Genomic DNA, 14,977 nt, shown 5'->3' on the forward strand with positions numbered 1-14,977 from the left:
AACGTCTTCTGTGAGCGAATCCGATCAACCCTAACCTCAACCTCAACAAGGAACCATCATGAACCAAGCTCGACTCCCCTGGACCCAGATCACATCGAAGTCCTACCAGGCCCTGGCAGGTGTCAACGCCACGATTGCCAAGTCCACCCTTGGCCTTGCTCTCATGGAGCTCGTGCAGACCCGTGTTTCCCAGATCAACGGCTGCGCGTTCTGCCTCGACATGCACGCCCGAGACCTGCGCAAGCACGGAGAAAGCTGGCAGCGCATCAACAGCCTCTCGACCTGGCGCGAAGTCGGCATCTACTCCGAACGCGAACGCGCGGCGCTGAATTGGGCCGAAACCATGACCCGGCTCGCCGATCAACACGGAGACCAGGACGGTGCATTTGACAAGCTGAAGGACCTGTTCAGCGAGCAGGAAATCGTCGAACTGAGTTGGACGATCGCCCTGATCAATGCCTGGAACCGGATGGCCGTGGGCATGCGCCAGCCTCCGTCCGAAGCGCCGCTCGAGTGACCGGCGTCTCGACGATCTGCAACCCGGCCCTGATTAACGGGGCCTCTCAAGGAGAAAAGATGTCCATCTGGAAATCTGGAAGATACCTGTTGATGGCATGCGGCATCGTGCTCGCGCAGCAAGCTGGCGCAGCGCCGGAAGCCGTCGTCACACCGCTGATGACGCGTGACCTACCCAACATTCCGGGCAAAGAGGTTTTGATGATCAGCGTAGACTATCCACCCGGCGCGGTGGACCCGGTGCATCGGCATGATGCGCACGCGCTTGTCTACGTCCTGGAAGGTTCCATCGTGATGGGCGTCAAGGGCGGAAAGGAGGTCACGCTGACCAAGGGGCAGTCCTTCTACGAAGGACTCAACGATGTCCATACGGTCGGGCGCAATGCGAGCAGCACTCAACCCGCCAAGTTCATCGTGACACTTATCAAAGACAAGGGCGCTGATTTCTTCATCCCGGTGAAGTAGCCCGAACTGCTCACCGCCCCCAGCCCAGCTCACCAGATTCTGGGCCGGCTACCGAGTTAGGCAGGGCGCTCCTCAACGGAGGCTCTGACGTCACTCCGTCTCGATCCAGCCCGAAATCGAGCCGACATCCACTCGCACAAGCCCTAGTCCTCTCGCCTTGATCGCCACCTGCGTGCGCGACATCGCGTCAAGCTTGTTGCAGAGGGTCGATACATGCGCCTTCACGGTGTGTGTCGAGATATCGAGTTGGCGTGCAATTCCCTTGTTGCGATCGCCTTGCACCAGCAGGCGAAGTACCTCGCTCTCCCGCGCCGTGAGCTTCGCTGGTAGAACACCGCTGGCGACCAGCGCCGTTGCATCACTACACAGGTAGCGTGCACCACCCCGTGCGACGTGTCGGATCGCGTCGATCAACTCTCCCGCATCGGAGCTCTGCAGGAGATATCCGTGCGCCCCGCTTTCAAGCGCGTTCATCACATCGCCCTCGCAGGCCTGGCGTGTGATGACGATGATCCTGGGCCAACTGTGTGCCGCTCCCCTGGACGCGAGAAGTGCAAGTCCATTCGGAAGGTCCGTCACAACGACATCGAAGTCACGATCACCATCGCGTCTGAAGTAGCCCGCCTCGATGCCAGGCGCTTGCTCGATCAGCGCAAGCAGCCCCGCGGCAAGCAATGGCTCGTCATGACAAATGCGGACAGATATGTGACGCGACGCCTGATTCATGGTCGCTCCTGTTGCTGCGCGGTCCAGTCCATCGCTTTCACGGGCGCTTAGCCCGTCTTCAGATACTGCGCAAGGAATGCATCGGTCCTGCCATTGGCAAGTGCCGCCGCCGATGCGTCGAAACTGATGCCGCCATGGCGAGCAAATGCATGCTTGCAACCCGGGTAGCGATAAACCTGAACACACGGACTGCCCTTCAGTGCGGCCAAGATCTGTTGCTGCGCATCCTTCGAGATGTACTCGTCTTCTTCCGCGAGATGGACGATCAACGGACTTGTTACTTCAACTGCTTCGTCGAGATATTTGTCGGCGTTGCCGGGGTAGTAGGTCACCGCAACGTCCGCACCCACCCGTGCGGTCGTCAGGTAGGTCATGAGGCCGCCGAGACAGTAACCCACTAGGCCAACCTTACCGGTGGAGTCCGGCATCACGCGAACTGCGTCAATCGTGGCCGCGATATCGCTCACACCGGCATCGGAGTCGAACGCCATGTACAGCGCCAATGCCTTCGCCCGCTCAGCTTCGGTTCGATCGGTCATGCTGATACCCGGGTCCGTCCGCCAGAAGAGGTCGGGGCAGATCGCGAGATAGCCTCGTGCCGCAAGCTCGTCGCAAGACTGTCGCAGGTCTGCATTGACGCCGAAGACTTCATGGACGACGACGGCCGCAGGTGCTGGTATCACCTGTGGACGCGCGACATACGCCATGAAAGTGCCGTCGGATGTGCCGATAGGAATCTGATTGTTCATGGTCTTCTCCATCACGGAATCTGGTTTCGGGCGCCTAGCCAGATTGCGACGTTCCGGACGTACTGTTGGGTCGAGCGAAGCGCCTCCGGGAATTTGACGATGCCGTCGCCGGGGGCCTCGCTCACGAATGACGGGCAGCCTGTCGACGGATCCCAGTTGTAGTCGGCGAAGTGATGAAAGGTCGACTGCGCGATCGCCCGGCCACCTTTCCCGGCACGTTCGAACGCCACCGACAAGTTGAAGCGCCGACCTGTCACCGAGCTCTTTCCCTCCATGACAACCCGTGCGGTCGAATCGTCCGGCGGAGCACTCACGGCGCCTTCATGCGGATGAGAGGGCAGATACTGGATCACGCCGGTCGGCGAGTTCCTGTCTCGCATTACCGGATGAATGCTTCCGACGGGCTGCACTCGCTGGAAGTCGCCGTTGGCACCTGAGTGATAGTTAGGCCACGAGATGTTTGCCAAAAAGGGGTTGTCGAGACAGCGACGACTCTCGTCGGGTTCCTGGTTATGACTGTGAAAGTGGTGTGCGGCACCGACACCATCCAGGTCGCAGATCGAACAACCCAGGTCCATGTGGTCGCGCGTGACCAATAGCCCGCCACCCTGACGTCGAAAGCGGCTGATGGCCTGGCAGTCCTCGGAAGTCAGGCCGTCACCGACATCCACGGCGAGAAGCCAGAGTTGGTCGAAATCCGAATAGTCAAGATTCGATAAAACGGGGTCCGGTTCGCCACGCCTTGTCCGATTGCGAGCCTCCACCCGAAATGCGGGCTCGCCCTCCTGGGTCTGCAATTCGGAAAGGAACGAGCGTAGGCGACTGAATCGATCGACGTTCCAGTCGTCCGGGTCACCCTCGATCGTAGTCTGCAGCAACAGCTTCAGCATGGCGCGACAGTCATGTGGCATCCGGCCATTTGCATGCCTCAGCTCCGCAGGAACGCGAGAAGATCTGCGTTGACCTTGTCCTGGAGCGTCGCGGTGAGACCGTGGGGCGCGCCGGGGTAGTAGATTTCCTTCGCGCCCTTGATGAGACGCGCGGACTTCTTCGCGGAGTCGTGGACCGGCACGATCTGATCGTCTTCGCCATGCATCACCAGCGTGGGCACATCGAACTTCTTCAGATCCTCCGTGAAGTCAGTCTCGGAGAAGGCCTTGATGCACTCGTAGGCGTTCTTCTGGCCGCTTTGCATGCTCCAGAGCCAGAACTGATCGAGGATACCCTGCGACACCTTCGCGCCCGGGCGGTTGGCGCCGTAGAACGCCATCGCCAGATCCTTGTAGTACTGGGAGCGGTCGGCCGCGACACCGGCGCGAATGCCGTCGAAGACCTCGAGGGGGAGGCCTTCAGGGTTGGCTGCGGACTTCACCATGATCGGCGGCACGGCCCCGATCAGCACGGCCTTGGCCACTCGCTTCGTGCCGTGGCGGCCGATGTAGCGGGCGACCTCGCCGCCGCCAGTGGAATGGCCAACCATGGCGACCCTTTTCAGGTCGAGCGCGTCGAAGAGCGCTGCCAGGTCATCGGCATAGCCGTTCATGTCGTTGTTCGACGACGACTGGGTCGATCGGCCATGACCGCGGCGGTCGTGGGCGATGACGCGGAAGCCGTTGCGGGCGAGGAAGTGCATCTGTCCGTCCCACGCATCGGCGTTGAGCGGCCAGCCGTGCGAGAACGTGACCACGGGACCGTCGCCCCAGTCCTTGTAGTAGATCTGCGTGCCGTCCTTGATGGTGATAGTGCTGCTGGCCATCTTTGAGCTCCGTTCGGATTGGGTGGTGTGTTGCTGGGTTGCGGCGCCAGCTGCGTCGTGAAGGCCGAATGCAAGCGTGCTGGTGGCAACGGCTGCGGCTCCGGTCGCAATGAGGTTGCGACGCAATGGGTTTTGCGGGGTGTTCATGAGCGGTTCCTGTCTGACGTAAATGATGTATCGGCGGACGCCTCCTCGTGGGATTGGCGATGTCGGCCCATGGCGCAAATCGTAGGTTCGGGCTGCCGATGCCTGTAGATCCGCAACAGGACTCATGCTGTTGCTGCGGGTGCACCAATAGTCGTCTTCAGACCCTGGCTCCCGGTACTCCGGCCGTCACGCCGAAGTCCGTTGCGCACTGAAGGTCGGACGCCCTGATCCTGGTGGTCATGAAGTCGATGAAGACTCGCATACGCGAAGGCAGGTGTTGCCGGCTCAAGTAGCAGATGTAGTGACCGCGGTCATCGGGCGCATTCCGCAGAAGGCACGGAACAAGGGCACCGGAGCGGAGTTGATCGCAGACCAGGTACCCCGCCATCTGGGCAATGCCGTGGCCGTCAAGCACGGCCTGCAACACCAGGTCGGGGTCGTTGTAGGTGACATTTGCTTGCGGCAGGAACTTGCGCGCCTGGCCATCCACCTTGAACTCCCACTCGAAGATCCGACCAGATCCGAAGCGGAAGTTGATGCACCTGTGATGGAGCAAGTCATCTACCGTTTCGGGCAACCCGTGAGCATCCCGGTATTCGGGCGAAGCGCAGACCAGCACCTGCATGGGAATGATCTGCTTTGCGATGATCTGGGCGTCCTCCATACGGCCGTTGCGAAACGCAATGTCTACGCGGTCCGAGATGAAATCGGTCGGCTTGTCGTCGAGGACGAGATCGATTGACACGTCCGGGTAGACGGCACGAAACTCCCCGAGCAGCGGCGCGACAACCTTCCGACCGAATCCGACCGGTGAACTGATGCGCAGATGCCCGCGAGGAGGTCCCTCGCGCAGATCCCGCATTTCTTCGACGGCCTGAACGATTCGGTCGACCCCGGTGTGGCAGTTGGCGTAGAAGAGATCGCCTTCACGGGTCAGCTTCGTGCTTCGCGTGGTCCGAAGAAAAAGGCGGACGTTCAACTGGTCTTCGAGCTTCTGGACGCTGCGGCTCACCGCCGAGCGACCGATGCCGAGACGGTCGGCAGCCCGGGCAAAACTGCCTTCGGTGACGACCGCAATGAAGGCGACAACGCCGGCGTAGGTCGTGGCGAAGCTGGATGCCAGGGGATCCGCGCGCGGTGATAGCGGAGTGGGTGCAGGGTAGACGGCGGAAGAGGATGTCATGTGGGCAGCTCCTTGGTTGGAAAGGAGGCAGAGAGTTCGTTTCGCGATACAAATCGGTACGGCTACTCTGCTCGCCCAGGTTCGCAAAGACCAGTTAATGCCTGTCAAGGCTTGTTATGACCATCCTTTGCAGCAGGTCGCTTCGGCTTTAGCGCAAGAGGGCACCCATGGCATCCGAGCGTGGCAAACTGTCGATCGAGGCTTGGATCGCTTCTTTGCGCAAGGAAGGCCGCTCGACGAGAAGATTGAAGTAGCGAGCGACGTTGGGAAGCCCATCCCACATAGGCGCCAGGCCCAGATACGCCATGCGAACCAGGTTTACACCCCAGACGGCGTCCGCAAGCGTGAACGAGGCGCCGTTCAAGTAGGTTGATTGCCCCTCCATGACGAGATCGAGGTCTTTCAGGAGGTCCGCCGCATGGTCGCGAGCGGCGCGCTGGAACGACGCCTCGTAACGCATCCTCAGGCCGCCGCTCTCCTTCGCCATCTTGGCGCGATATGCGGCGACCAACTCGGGCTCACCGGCACTGGCAGCGATCATTGCCTCCAACGCCATGATCTTGTGCTCATACACGGTTGCCATCGTCGACCTGAGCGGCTCCGGTCGCCTGTCGGCATCCGGATGAAAGCCGTACAGCAACGCCGTGTTGGGAATCCTGTCGACAATTCCCACTTGGCGCATCACCTCCGCGACATCATCGGGGTCATCCGGAACAAGCTGAATCGGCTCGCGCGACACGGCATCGAGATAGCAGCAGATCCGCAAGGAATCTGCAATCACGCGACCAGCCTGGTGATCGACGAGCAGCGGCACGACACACGGGTCAAAGCCTTCTGTCTCGACCGACGTTCGACCGCTGTAGCTGGAGACGAACTCCCGGCCCAGCTCCCTGCCGGCGATCAGCCGAAGACGCACGTATGCCGGGCTGTAATGCTCGGCGGGGACAAGCCCTTCCGCGCCCATCGAACCCAGGATGACCATGTCGTTCGAGCGATAGGACAACTGCTTCTCATGGAGAACCGTCCTCGCCTTCTGCGAACACAGGGAACTCGCCGCATGGAACAGCTCAAAGCGCGGATTGTCGTCGCCGCCCACGATGGATGAGCGGGCAGGGTCCGCCATGGTGGCGCGAGCGGCAGCCGCCATCGTCGTCAACGACTGATCACTCGCTATAGCTTCAATCTGGGTTGTATTCATGACAGGTACTCCATTCAGGGTGGTCGAAGGGCACTCTAGGTTCGCCTGCGACCTTTGAGAAGTTGGCACTCCTTGCACGCTGGGTCCGAGTAAGGCGAACGATCTCTTGCTCCGTCGATCGTCCACGTTCATGAACGCTGTGTCCCGGAATGAACGGAACACAACGGTCGGTGGATGGCATATCTTTTTGCGCCAGAGATACGCCTTGATCGCTAAACCCACCCATGAGCAACACCTGTCATTCACCCATGCGGGCCCCAGGCCTTCGAGAGGCTGCCGACGCCCTTGCCGCGCGACGCACGACCGCTGTCGAGTTGACGGAGCAAGCGCTCGAATCGGCGGGAGACTGCAAGCGAAGCGTCAATGCCTTCTCGGTTATCGCCTGGGACCGCGCCTTGACAGCCGCCGCGGACAGCGATCTTCGAATCGCGCAAGGCAGGCAGCGGCCGCTCGAAGGGCTGCCCTTCGGCGTCAAGGATCTGATCGACACGAAGGACGTCGAAACCCGCTACGGCTCGGCCGCCTATCTCGGCCACATCCCCACCGCCGATGCCGACGTCGTGAGATCGCTGGTCGAGCAAGGCGCCATTCCCATCGGCAAGACAACCACCCATGAATTCGCGTGGGGCGTGACGACTTCCAGCACCGTGTTCGGTGACGCGCTGAATCCTCTGGACCGAACTCGAATTCCTGGTGGATCCAGTGGCGGGGCGGCTGCCGCCATTGCCTACGGGTCAGTCGCGGCCGGGCTGGGCACCGACACGGGTGGCTCCGTCCGGATTCCCGCCGCGCTGTGCGGTGTCGTCGGCTTCAAGCCGACGATCGGCACGCTATCCACGCGCGGCGTATTCCCATTGGCGCCGACGCTGGATCACCCCGGCCTCCTTGGACAGCGCGTTGAAGACGTCGGCATCCTCGCGAGCGCCTTCCATATCGAGGCTCCCGGCAACGATGCGTGGGTCTCCGCGCGACTCGGCGTCTTGCGCGAGATTCCGCCGGTTCCACTGAGTCCCGAAATTGCATTGGCATTCGACGACGCCATCGAGTGTCTCGACGAAGTATTCGCGTGCGAGCAAGTCAATGCACAGAGCCTCTTCGATTCCGTCTACGAGGCCTTCGCGAGCATTGTCCTGACCGAAGGAGCCATCGAGCACCTCAGGAGAAATGAGTGGGCCCGGATCATCACGCACTACAGCCCGGAGACGATCGAGCGGCTGGAACACGCAAAGTCCGTCGTTCTTCGCGACTACGCGCGGGCGCAGCAGATCCGAAGGCGCTTTGCAGCGAGCCTGCACGAGGTGATGTTCGCGATCGACTACCTTGTCCTGCCGACCTGCCCCTGCGCGGCACCACTTGCTGGCGCGCAGTCGGCAACCATCGGCCGATGGACCGGCACCGTCCGCGAGGCGTTGATGACCTACACCGCCCCCTTCAACGTTTCGGGATTCCCCTCGATCTCGATTCCCCTGGCCTGCTCCGACTCCTCGCTTCCTGCATCGCTGCAGATCGTGGCCAGGCCCGGCCAGGACGGCGCGCTCCTGCAAATTGCGCAGCAGATGGAGTTGATCCTTGGCGCCCGGCCACCAGTCAAACAACCCACGTCAACACAACCAGGAGCACCACGATGAGCAACACCCCTACGAGCCTCGAGAGCCACGCGCCGACCAGCCAGGCGAGCGGACAGACGCCTTACAGCGCGTGGATGCAGACGGACGCCCTGCATTCGCTGCAGCGCACGGTCAGCGATCATCCTGGAGAGCATTCATGGATCACCCATGTGCAAGTGTCGGAGCTCTACTGGATGCTCATCATCAAGGAGATCCAGGCCGCTCAGATGTTCCTACGCGCCGGCGACCTGTTCCAGGCCCACCGTACCTTGCGACGCGTGGTCGCCCACCACGAGCCGCTGCAGGCCATCTGGCGCTCGATCGACTGGATGACGCCTACCGACCTGCTGTCCATTCTTTCGCGCGCCGTGGCCACCTATGGCAAGGACACCGCACTCCAGGGTTGGACCTATCGGCAGATGGTCTACCTGCTGGGGATCAAGCAGGCACAGCACCTGGAGCACTTCAAGCCACAACCCCAGCGCTGGGCGCAACTCAGCAGAGCCCTCTCGGAGCCGAGCCTCTATGACGACGTACTCGCCTATCTCAGGCGCAGCGGCATGGACGTGCCGAAAGCACTGCTCGAACGCGACCTGAGCGCGCCGTACCAGCCCAGCAAGGAAGTCGAACAGGTCTGGCGCGACATCTACGCGGATCCGGGGAAGAATGCCGAACTCCAGCAACTCGGCGAAACGCTCGCCGACATCGCTGAAGGATTCAGCGCCTGGAAGCATCGCCACTTGATGGCGACGCGCCGGACCTTCGGCGCGCGGCCTGCCTACTTCGGCACTGAAGGTGTTGCTTGGCTCGTTCCCACGATGAACGAAATTCCATTCCCAGAGCTCTGGTCGGCCCGCACCTTCATCGGCGATCCTCCGCCGGTGTGCCCGCATATGGCCAGTCAAGGAAGATAGCGGCGCGGTGCGCGGAGGAAGAAGCCCCTTCGCGTGGGCAAGGTCCGGCGACGATTGGAGCAAGCCCCCCTCGAAAGAGAGAGGGCGGGGCAGACCCAATGTCCGCTGCGGATGCTGCCGCTGATGCCTAAGGTGGATTCGAGCAAGGATCGTTCGGCAATCCGAAACCCTGCGTACAAGCATTGCCGCCTTCTCAACCGATCACTGCGTCCCTACGATTTCCCTGCGTTCATCAAGGCGTCACACACACGAGGAGCACACCATGTCAGCGAACCCACGGATCGAGGATTACGAAATGACTGCAAACCCGTTCATTGATGACCTGATTCGAGAGCGACGGACCAAGCGAGGCTTCCTCGATCGACCCGTTGCGCTCGAAACAGTCAGGGAAATACTTTCCACAGCGAAGTACGCACCGAGTTCGAGCAACACGCAGCCCTGGCGCTGCTATGTCGTGACGGGCAGCGCGCGCGAACGCGTGACCTCGGCAGCCGTGGCGGCGTTTCGTGCCGGGCCCGAGAAGCTGGCACCCGAATATCCCTTCTTCCCGCAGCCGCTTCACGACCCGTACTCGACCCGCTTCAACACATTCCGCGGCCAGCTCGGCGACGCGCAAGGCGTTCATCGCAGCGACAAGACTGGGCGCATGCGTGATGTCGAACGGCAGTTTCTCTTCTTCGATGCACCGGTCGGCATCATCTTCACGATGGACCGACGCCTCGAGTGGGCGAGCTTCATTTGCTACGGCTGCTTCCTGCAGAGCATCATGCTGGCCGCCAAGGGCAGAGGGCTCGATACCTGTCCCCAACAAATCTGGTCTCTGCAGTATCCCGTGCTGCGCACCGAGCTTGGCATTCCCGAAGACGAGATGGTCATTGCCGGTATGTCGCTCGGCTGGGCAGACAACAGCCTGCCCGAGAACCAGATGACCCTGCAAAAGGTACAGATGGATGACTTCACCTCTTTCATCGACGCGTAGCACAGGCATCCGAGAAGTCATCCGACACCCGCTTCATCATCTACAGGAAATTTCCATGTCAATCATCAAAGGCTTCCATCACCTGACCGCCTGCGTCAGCGGCGCACAGGAAGATGTGGACTTTTACGTCAAGCTTCTGGGACAGAGTCTCGTCAAGAAGACAGTCCTCCTCGACGGCGAGGACCCCGTCTACCACCTCTACTACGGCAATGCCGATGGCGACGCCGGCACACTGGTGACCTCGTTCCCCTTCAAACAGAAGGGCGTGAAGGGACGACGCGGATCAGGTCAGATCAAGGTGATCAACTATTCCGTGCCCAGGGACTCTCTGGATTTCTGGCGTGAGCGCTTCAGCGCCAAAGGCATCGTGTTCGACAGGGACGTGGTGGAGCGCTTCGGCGAACGGCGGCAGCGCTTCCAGCATCCCTGCGGCATCGAGTTCGACCTCGTCGCGTCGGACAGGGACTCTCGCCCGCCCTGCTCGGCCAGCGACATTCCACAGGAGTTCGCGATCCGCGGCGTACACAGCATTACGTTGTCGCTTCGCGAGGTGGCCGAGTCCATCATCTTCATGCAGGACGCCCTGGAATTCCGCTACGCCGGCGAGTCGGGTCGTTACCACCGTTTTGAGACCGCCGACGGCACGCCCGGTACGGTCGTCGAGTTCCTGCACGAGCCCGACCGGCTGCAAGGGTCCTCGATCTACGGCGAAGGCACGATCCATCACGTTGCCTTCGCGGTGGACAACGTCGAACAGCAAATGATCATCAAGGAAAAGCTGATGTCGATGGGCCACATCGACACCTCCGAGTCCGTCAATCGCAACTACTTCCGCTCGATGTATTTCAAGATGCCTGGTGGCGTGATGTTCGAGGCGGCCACGACCGACATCGGCTTCGCCATAGACGAAGAGCCCGGTCACTTCGGCGCGGAGTTCCAACTCCCGCCGTGGCTGCGCGAGCGCAAGCACGAACTCCTCAGCCGCCTGGAGCCGATCGCGGTCTGAACTCATCACCGCCACGCTCGCCGCACTGGTGCGGCACGCGTCGCTTTGAAAGCTGTATCTCCCCGGTATCGGACGCCCGCGGGTCTGCACGGACGCGGCCGACGAGTACCGGGAAGGAACTCGTTCCACCTCAACCAAGGTCTATTCCATGTCAAAACCAAAAGTCCTCATCGCCTTCTATTCCCGCAACAGTTCGACCGAGCTGCTGGCCAAAGCCGTCGCGGAAGGTGCCATTTCGGAGGGTGCCGAAGTCCGGCTTCGTCGCGCCCGGGAATTCGTGAGCCACGAAGTCATGCGCCAATCGCCCGGCTGGTCGGAGCGCGCCACCGAGATGAATGCGAAGTACGAAGCCCCGACGGAGGCAGACGCCGAATGGGCCGATGCAATCGTCTTCGGAACGCCGACGCGCTTCGGATCGATCTCCGCGGAGCTGAAGGCCTACATCGACGGGCTCGGTGGCCTCTGGTTCCAGGGCAAGCTCAACGGCAAGGTTGGGTCGGTGTTCGGCTCGACCTCGTCGAAGCATGGCGGCAACGAGTCCACGCTGCTGTCGATCTACGGACCGATGGCGCACCTTGGCCTGATCATCGTGCCGCTGGGATATGCCGACGCCGCGATGTTCAGGGCCGGTACGCCCTACGGTGCAACCCATGTATCGCATCAGGATTCCGTGATGCCCGACGCGGACCACCTGGCGGTGGCGAACTTTCAGGGGCGACGCGTCGCATCGGTCGCACAGGCCTTGGCAAGCGCCAGCGAGCGCGAACTCGAGGCCGTGTCCTGAGCGAATTCAGGGACGTTGAACGGGGCGGTCCATTGACCGCCTCGCCCTTCCGGCATCATGCTGCAGCCTCGCGCCACTTCTCATCAGGGCTCACATGCTGGATCTGAAGGATGTCTACTACTTCGTGCAGGTCGTCGACCGCGGCGGATTCACGGCCGCCGGCGTGAGCCTTCGCCTGCCCAAGTCGACATTGAGTCACCGCGTACAGGAACTCGAGGCGTCCCTCGGCGTTCGCCTCCTCAACAGGACCTCCCGCCAATTCGGAATGACCGACATTGGCAAGGAGTTCTATCAGTACGCCATCGCGACGCTCCAGAGTGCGGAGGCTGCCGAGGAGGCGGTCCGACAGAGGTTGACCGAGCCCAGCGGCGTGATTCGCCTGACAACAGCCGTTGAAATTGCCCAGTTCGCGCTTCGGGATCTTCTGCCTATCTTTCTCAACCGGCACCCGAAGGTCCACATCATCGAAATCGCGACCGATCGCTACGTGGACATCGTCGGCGAAGGCTTTGACCTCGCGATACGCGGTCACACGACACCACTGCAGGACTCGACGCTGGTGCAGCGGGCGATCGCCCACGTACCTTGGTATCTCTTCGCCGGACCGAAGTACCTGGACCAGATAGGCGTGCCCGAGCGTCCCGAGGATCTTGCGAAACACGCCACCATTTCGATGGTGCGCAACGGACCTTTGCAGTGGCAATTGCAAGGGCCTGACGGCGCGGAAGTCGTCATGCCCATCGACCCCAGATTCCAGAGCAACAACATGGTCGCGCTCAAGGAAGCAGCTTGCGCCAACCTCGGGATCGCCGCACTGCCCGGCTACATCTGCAGATCGGAACTGCAAAGCGGCAGCCTGCGACAGTTGTTGCCCGACTGGGTGGCTGCGGACGCTCGCATGTCCGCGCTGATTCCCTTCCGCACAGGATTGCTGCCAGCCGTACGTTCGTTGGTTGACTTCCTGGCCGTCGAGATTCCTGTCATCACGGCATTCGACGGGCCGTAGCGCTCCCGGACCTCGGTCGTCCACCGACATGGACGCTGCGTTTGAATTTCGACGGCTTGTGAGAGGAAAGCCGAGGGTCTATCTTTTCGATTCAGTCATCGGAAAGGTCGATCGAAATGAACCAATACAACTGCTTGCCGCAAGACGGAGTCTTCTGGGGCGAGCACATCCTGCAAAGCACCGTGGCGCGGCTCGGGGACTACGGGATCTGCCGCGCGATCACCTTCACCGTGGAGCCGTTGGCAAAGCTGAACCAGACCCACGTGCAGCCGAACGTGAAGCAGGGCGTCGGCAGCTTCACGGATCTGCCTGCACACGTCCCTGACATCGCCGTGCAGCAAGGACTCGATGCGTGCTTGCATGCCGGTGCGGAGTCCATCATCGCCCTCGGTGGCGGATCCGTGCTCGACGCGGCGAAGGCGGTGTCCCATCTGCATCATGAGAAGACCGGCCGCTTCCTGCCGATCGCGGCGATGCCCACGACACTGTCCGGTTCGGAGTTCTCGCACTACTTTGGTATCACCGAGACCGACGGCGCACAGAAGTTCAAGCGCAGTTACGCCGTTCGTGAGACCACCCCGAAGGTCGTCGTGGTCGACCCCGTGCTCGTGCTCGACACGCCGCGCGCGCTGCTCCTGTCCTCGGCGATCAAGGGCATGGATCACGCAGTCGAGGGTATGCGCAAGGTGACCAAGGAGCATCCGCATGCAATCATGGCCGCGAGTGGGGTCGCCCGATTTCTCCGTGTTCTCGAGAAATGGCCCAAGACGATGCAGACGCGCGAGGCAATCGACAAGGGCCTGGTGACGACCAACGACCTTTTGCAACTTCAACTGGCCGCGTGGCAGTGCTACTTTTCTCCCGCATCGGTCATCTACGGACTCAGCCACCGGATCGGACACATCCTCGGCGGCACCTACGGGCTGCCCCACAGCGCGACGTCTTGCATCACCCTCGCGCCTGTCATCCGGGCCTGCGCGGATTTCTATGGTGACAAGCTCGAAGTCTTTTCCGCGCATCCTGGCGAGGAAGATGTCGCGGCGCGGCTTGCCGGCAGGATCTCAGGCGTGGTGAACGCGCTGGGCCTGCCAGATCGTGTCGATGCGTTCGATCTTGATAAGGCCAGACTTCCCGAAGTCGCCACACTGCTCAAGAAGAACTACCCCAACGAAGTTGCGGATCTTGGTCACGGCGCGACGGCGAAGCTCGACGCGCTGCTGGAAAGCCTGTGGTGAAGCACGAAAACTTTCAGCAGGCCCTCATCGACCGCTCGGGCGAATTCGGCTTTATCGTCGCAGCCCAGGTGTCCGAACTCTGGTGGATGCTGATCGCCAGGGAACTTCAGGCCGCTCAGCAGCAACTGCGCGTCGACAACCTCGCCGAAGCGACGCGAACGCTCAAGCGCGTTGTCGCTCATTTCGAACCGCTGAACGCTACGTGGCGCTCGATCGCATGGATGAAGCCGAAGGGATTGCTCGCGATGACTTCGCAAGTTTCCGCGAGGCTCGGAGACGCAACTCCCCTTCAAGGTCGGAGCTATCGTCACCTTGTGTGCCTGCTGGGCGTCGAGCAGGCGAACGCTGCGCTCGTCGAACCCAGCCTCTACGACGACGTCCTGGCTTATTTCAGCCGCACCGGGATGACCGTGCCGGAACATCTGCTTGAACGCGATCCGAGCACCCCCTATGTCCCTAACCAGGATATCGAGCAGATCTGGCGTGACATCCATGAGGATCCGTTCCCGGACCCTTCCCTCCAGCTACTCGGCGACACGCTCGCGGAGATAGCTGAAGCCTTTTCGGCCTGGACCTATCGCGAACGCATGGCAACACGTCACGCATCGTTGGCGCCAGCAATGGATGAACTCCCCTTTCCCGAACTCTGGTCGGCGCGCGGGTTCAATGGAGCCGTGTCACCCGCACGTCCGCCCTCGGAGTGACG

The 14,977-nt window shown here is 61.5% G+C and carries 16 protein-coding genes; 10 read left to right on the forward strand and 6 right to left on the reverse strand.

The window, feature by feature from the left end:
• Positions 1-58: 58 nt before the first annotated feature.
• Both AC1D3B_RS33525 and AC1D3B_RS33530 read left to right on the forward strand, forming a co-directional pair.
• On the forward strand, positions 59-517 hold the full coding sequence (locus AC1D3B_RS33525; protein WP_478194990.1) for a carboxymuconolactone decarboxylase family protein: 459 nt from the start codon (positions 59-61) through the stop codon (positions 515-517).
• A gap of 92 nt (positions 518-609) precedes the next feature.
• Positions 610-981, forward strand: a complete 372-nt coding sequence (locus tag AC1D3B_RS33530) for a cupin domain-containing protein (protein WP_478195012.1) — start codon at positions 610-612, stop codon at positions 979-981.
• A 90-nt stretch (positions 982-1,071) separates the two neighbouring features.
• Here the strand turns inward: AC1D3B_RS33530 and AC1D3B_RS33535 are convergent, their stop codons facing one another.
• From AC1D3B_RS33535 to AC1D3B_RS33560, 6 genes are all read right to left on the reverse strand, one after another.
• Positions 1,072-1,707 (reverse strand): LuxR C-terminal-related transcriptional regulator, encoded by a 636-nt coding sequence (locus AC1D3B_RS33535; RefSeq protein WP_478194991.1) that lies wholly within the window; start codon positions 1,705-1,707, stop codon positions 1,072-1,074.
• Between the two features lie 47 nt (positions 1,708-1,754).
• Positions 1,755-2,456, reverse strand: a complete 702-nt coding sequence (locus AC1D3B_RS33540; protein ID WP_478194992.1) for a dienelactone hydrolase family protein — start codon at positions 2,454-2,456, stop codon at positions 1,755-1,757.
• An 11-nt stretch (positions 2,457-2,467) separates the two neighbouring features.
• Complete coding sequence (locus tag AC1D3B_RS33545) at positions 2,468-3,346, reverse strand: hypothetical protein (protein WP_478194993.1); 879 nt, start codon at positions 3,344-3,346, stop codon at positions 2,468-2,470.
• A 38-nt stretch (positions 3,347-3,384) separates the two neighbouring features.
• Positions 3,385-4,359 (reverse strand): alpha/beta fold hydrolase, encoded by a 975-nt coding sequence (locus tag AC1D3B_RS33550; protein ID WP_478194994.1) that lies wholly within the window; start codon positions 4,357-4,359, stop codon positions 3,385-3,387.
• Positions 4,360-4,516: 157 nt separating this feature from the next.
• Complete coding sequence (locus tag AC1D3B_RS33555; protein ID WP_478195013.1) at positions 4,517-5,542, reverse strand: LysR family transcriptional regulator; 1,026 nt, start codon at positions 5,540-5,542, stop codon at positions 4,517-4,519.
• A 148-nt stretch (positions 5,543-5,690) separates the two neighbouring features.
• Positions 5,691-6,740 carry a glutathione S-transferase family protein gene (locus tag AC1D3B_RS33560; RefSeq protein WP_478194995.1) on the reverse strand — a complete coding sequence of 350 codons (1,050 nt, stop codon included), beginning with the start codon at positions 6,738-6,740 and terminating at the stop codon, positions 5,691-5,693.
• Between the two features lie 224 nt (positions 6,741-6,964).
• Here AC1D3B_RS33560 and AC1D3B_RS33565 point away from each other — a divergent pair, with 224 nt between their 5' ends.
• The 8 genes from AC1D3B_RS33565 to AC1D3B_RS33600 all read left to right on the forward strand — a co-directional run bounded on the left by AC1D3B_RS33565 (position 6,965) and on the right by AC1D3B_RS33600 (position 14,975).
• The gene (locus AC1D3B_RS33565) at positions 6,965-8,368 is read left to right on the forward strand and encodes an amidase (RefSeq protein ID WP_478194996.1); all 1,404 of its coding nucleotides are present in this window, start codon (positions 6,965-6,967) and stop codon (positions 8,366-8,368) included.
• Complete coding sequence (locus tag AC1D3B_RS33570) at positions 8,365-9,261, forward strand: tryptophan 2,3-dioxygenase (RefSeq protein ID WP_478194997.1); 897 nt, start codon at positions 8,365-8,367, stop codon at positions 9,259-9,261. The genes AC1D3B_RS33565 and AC1D3B_RS33570 overlap by 4 nt, the downstream gene beginning before the upstream one ends.
• 295 nt (positions 9,262-9,556) lie before the next feature.
• Positions 9,557-10,240 (forward strand): nitroreductase, encoded by a 684-nt coding sequence (locus tag AC1D3B_RS33575; RefSeq protein ID WP_478194998.1) that lies wholly within the window; start codon positions 9,557-9,559, stop codon positions 10,238-10,240.
• 55 nt (positions 10,241-10,295) lie between these two features.
• Positions 10,296-11,246: a ring-cleaving dioxygenase gene (locus AC1D3B_RS33580; RefSeq protein WP_478194999.1), complete on the forward strand. Its 951-nt coding sequence runs from the start codon at positions 10,296-10,298 to the stop codon at positions 11,244-11,246.
• Between the two features lie 148 nt (positions 11,247-11,394).
• A complete protein-coding gene (gene wrbA / locus AC1D3B_RS33585) occupies positions 11,395-12,030 on the forward strand; it encodes an NAD(P)H:quinone oxidoreductase (RefSeq protein WP_478195000.1) in 636 nt (211 codons plus the stop codon).
• Between the two features lie 94 nt (positions 12,031-12,124).
• Positions 12,125-13,036: a LysR substrate-binding domain-containing protein gene (locus AC1D3B_RS33590; protein WP_478195001.1), complete on the forward strand. Its 912-nt coding sequence runs from the start codon at positions 12,125-12,127 to the stop codon at positions 13,034-13,036.
• A 116-nt stretch (positions 13,037-13,152) separates the two neighbouring features.
• Entirely contained in the window at positions 13,153-14,271 is a 1,119-nt protein-coding gene (locus tag AC1D3B_RS33595; RefSeq protein ID WP_478195002.1) for an iron-containing alcohol dehydrogenase, read from the forward strand.
• Positions 14,268-14,975: a tryptophan 2,3-dioxygenase family protein gene (locus AC1D3B_RS33600; RefSeq protein WP_478195003.1), complete on the forward strand. Its 708-nt coding sequence runs from the start codon at positions 14,268-14,270 to the stop codon at positions 14,973-14,975. The genes AC1D3B_RS33595 and AC1D3B_RS33600 overlap by 4 nt, the downstream gene beginning before the upstream one ends.
• The last annotated feature ends 2 nt before the right edge of the window (positions 14,976-14,977 follow it).

The organism is Variovorax sp. P5_A3 (assembly GCF_056400665.1).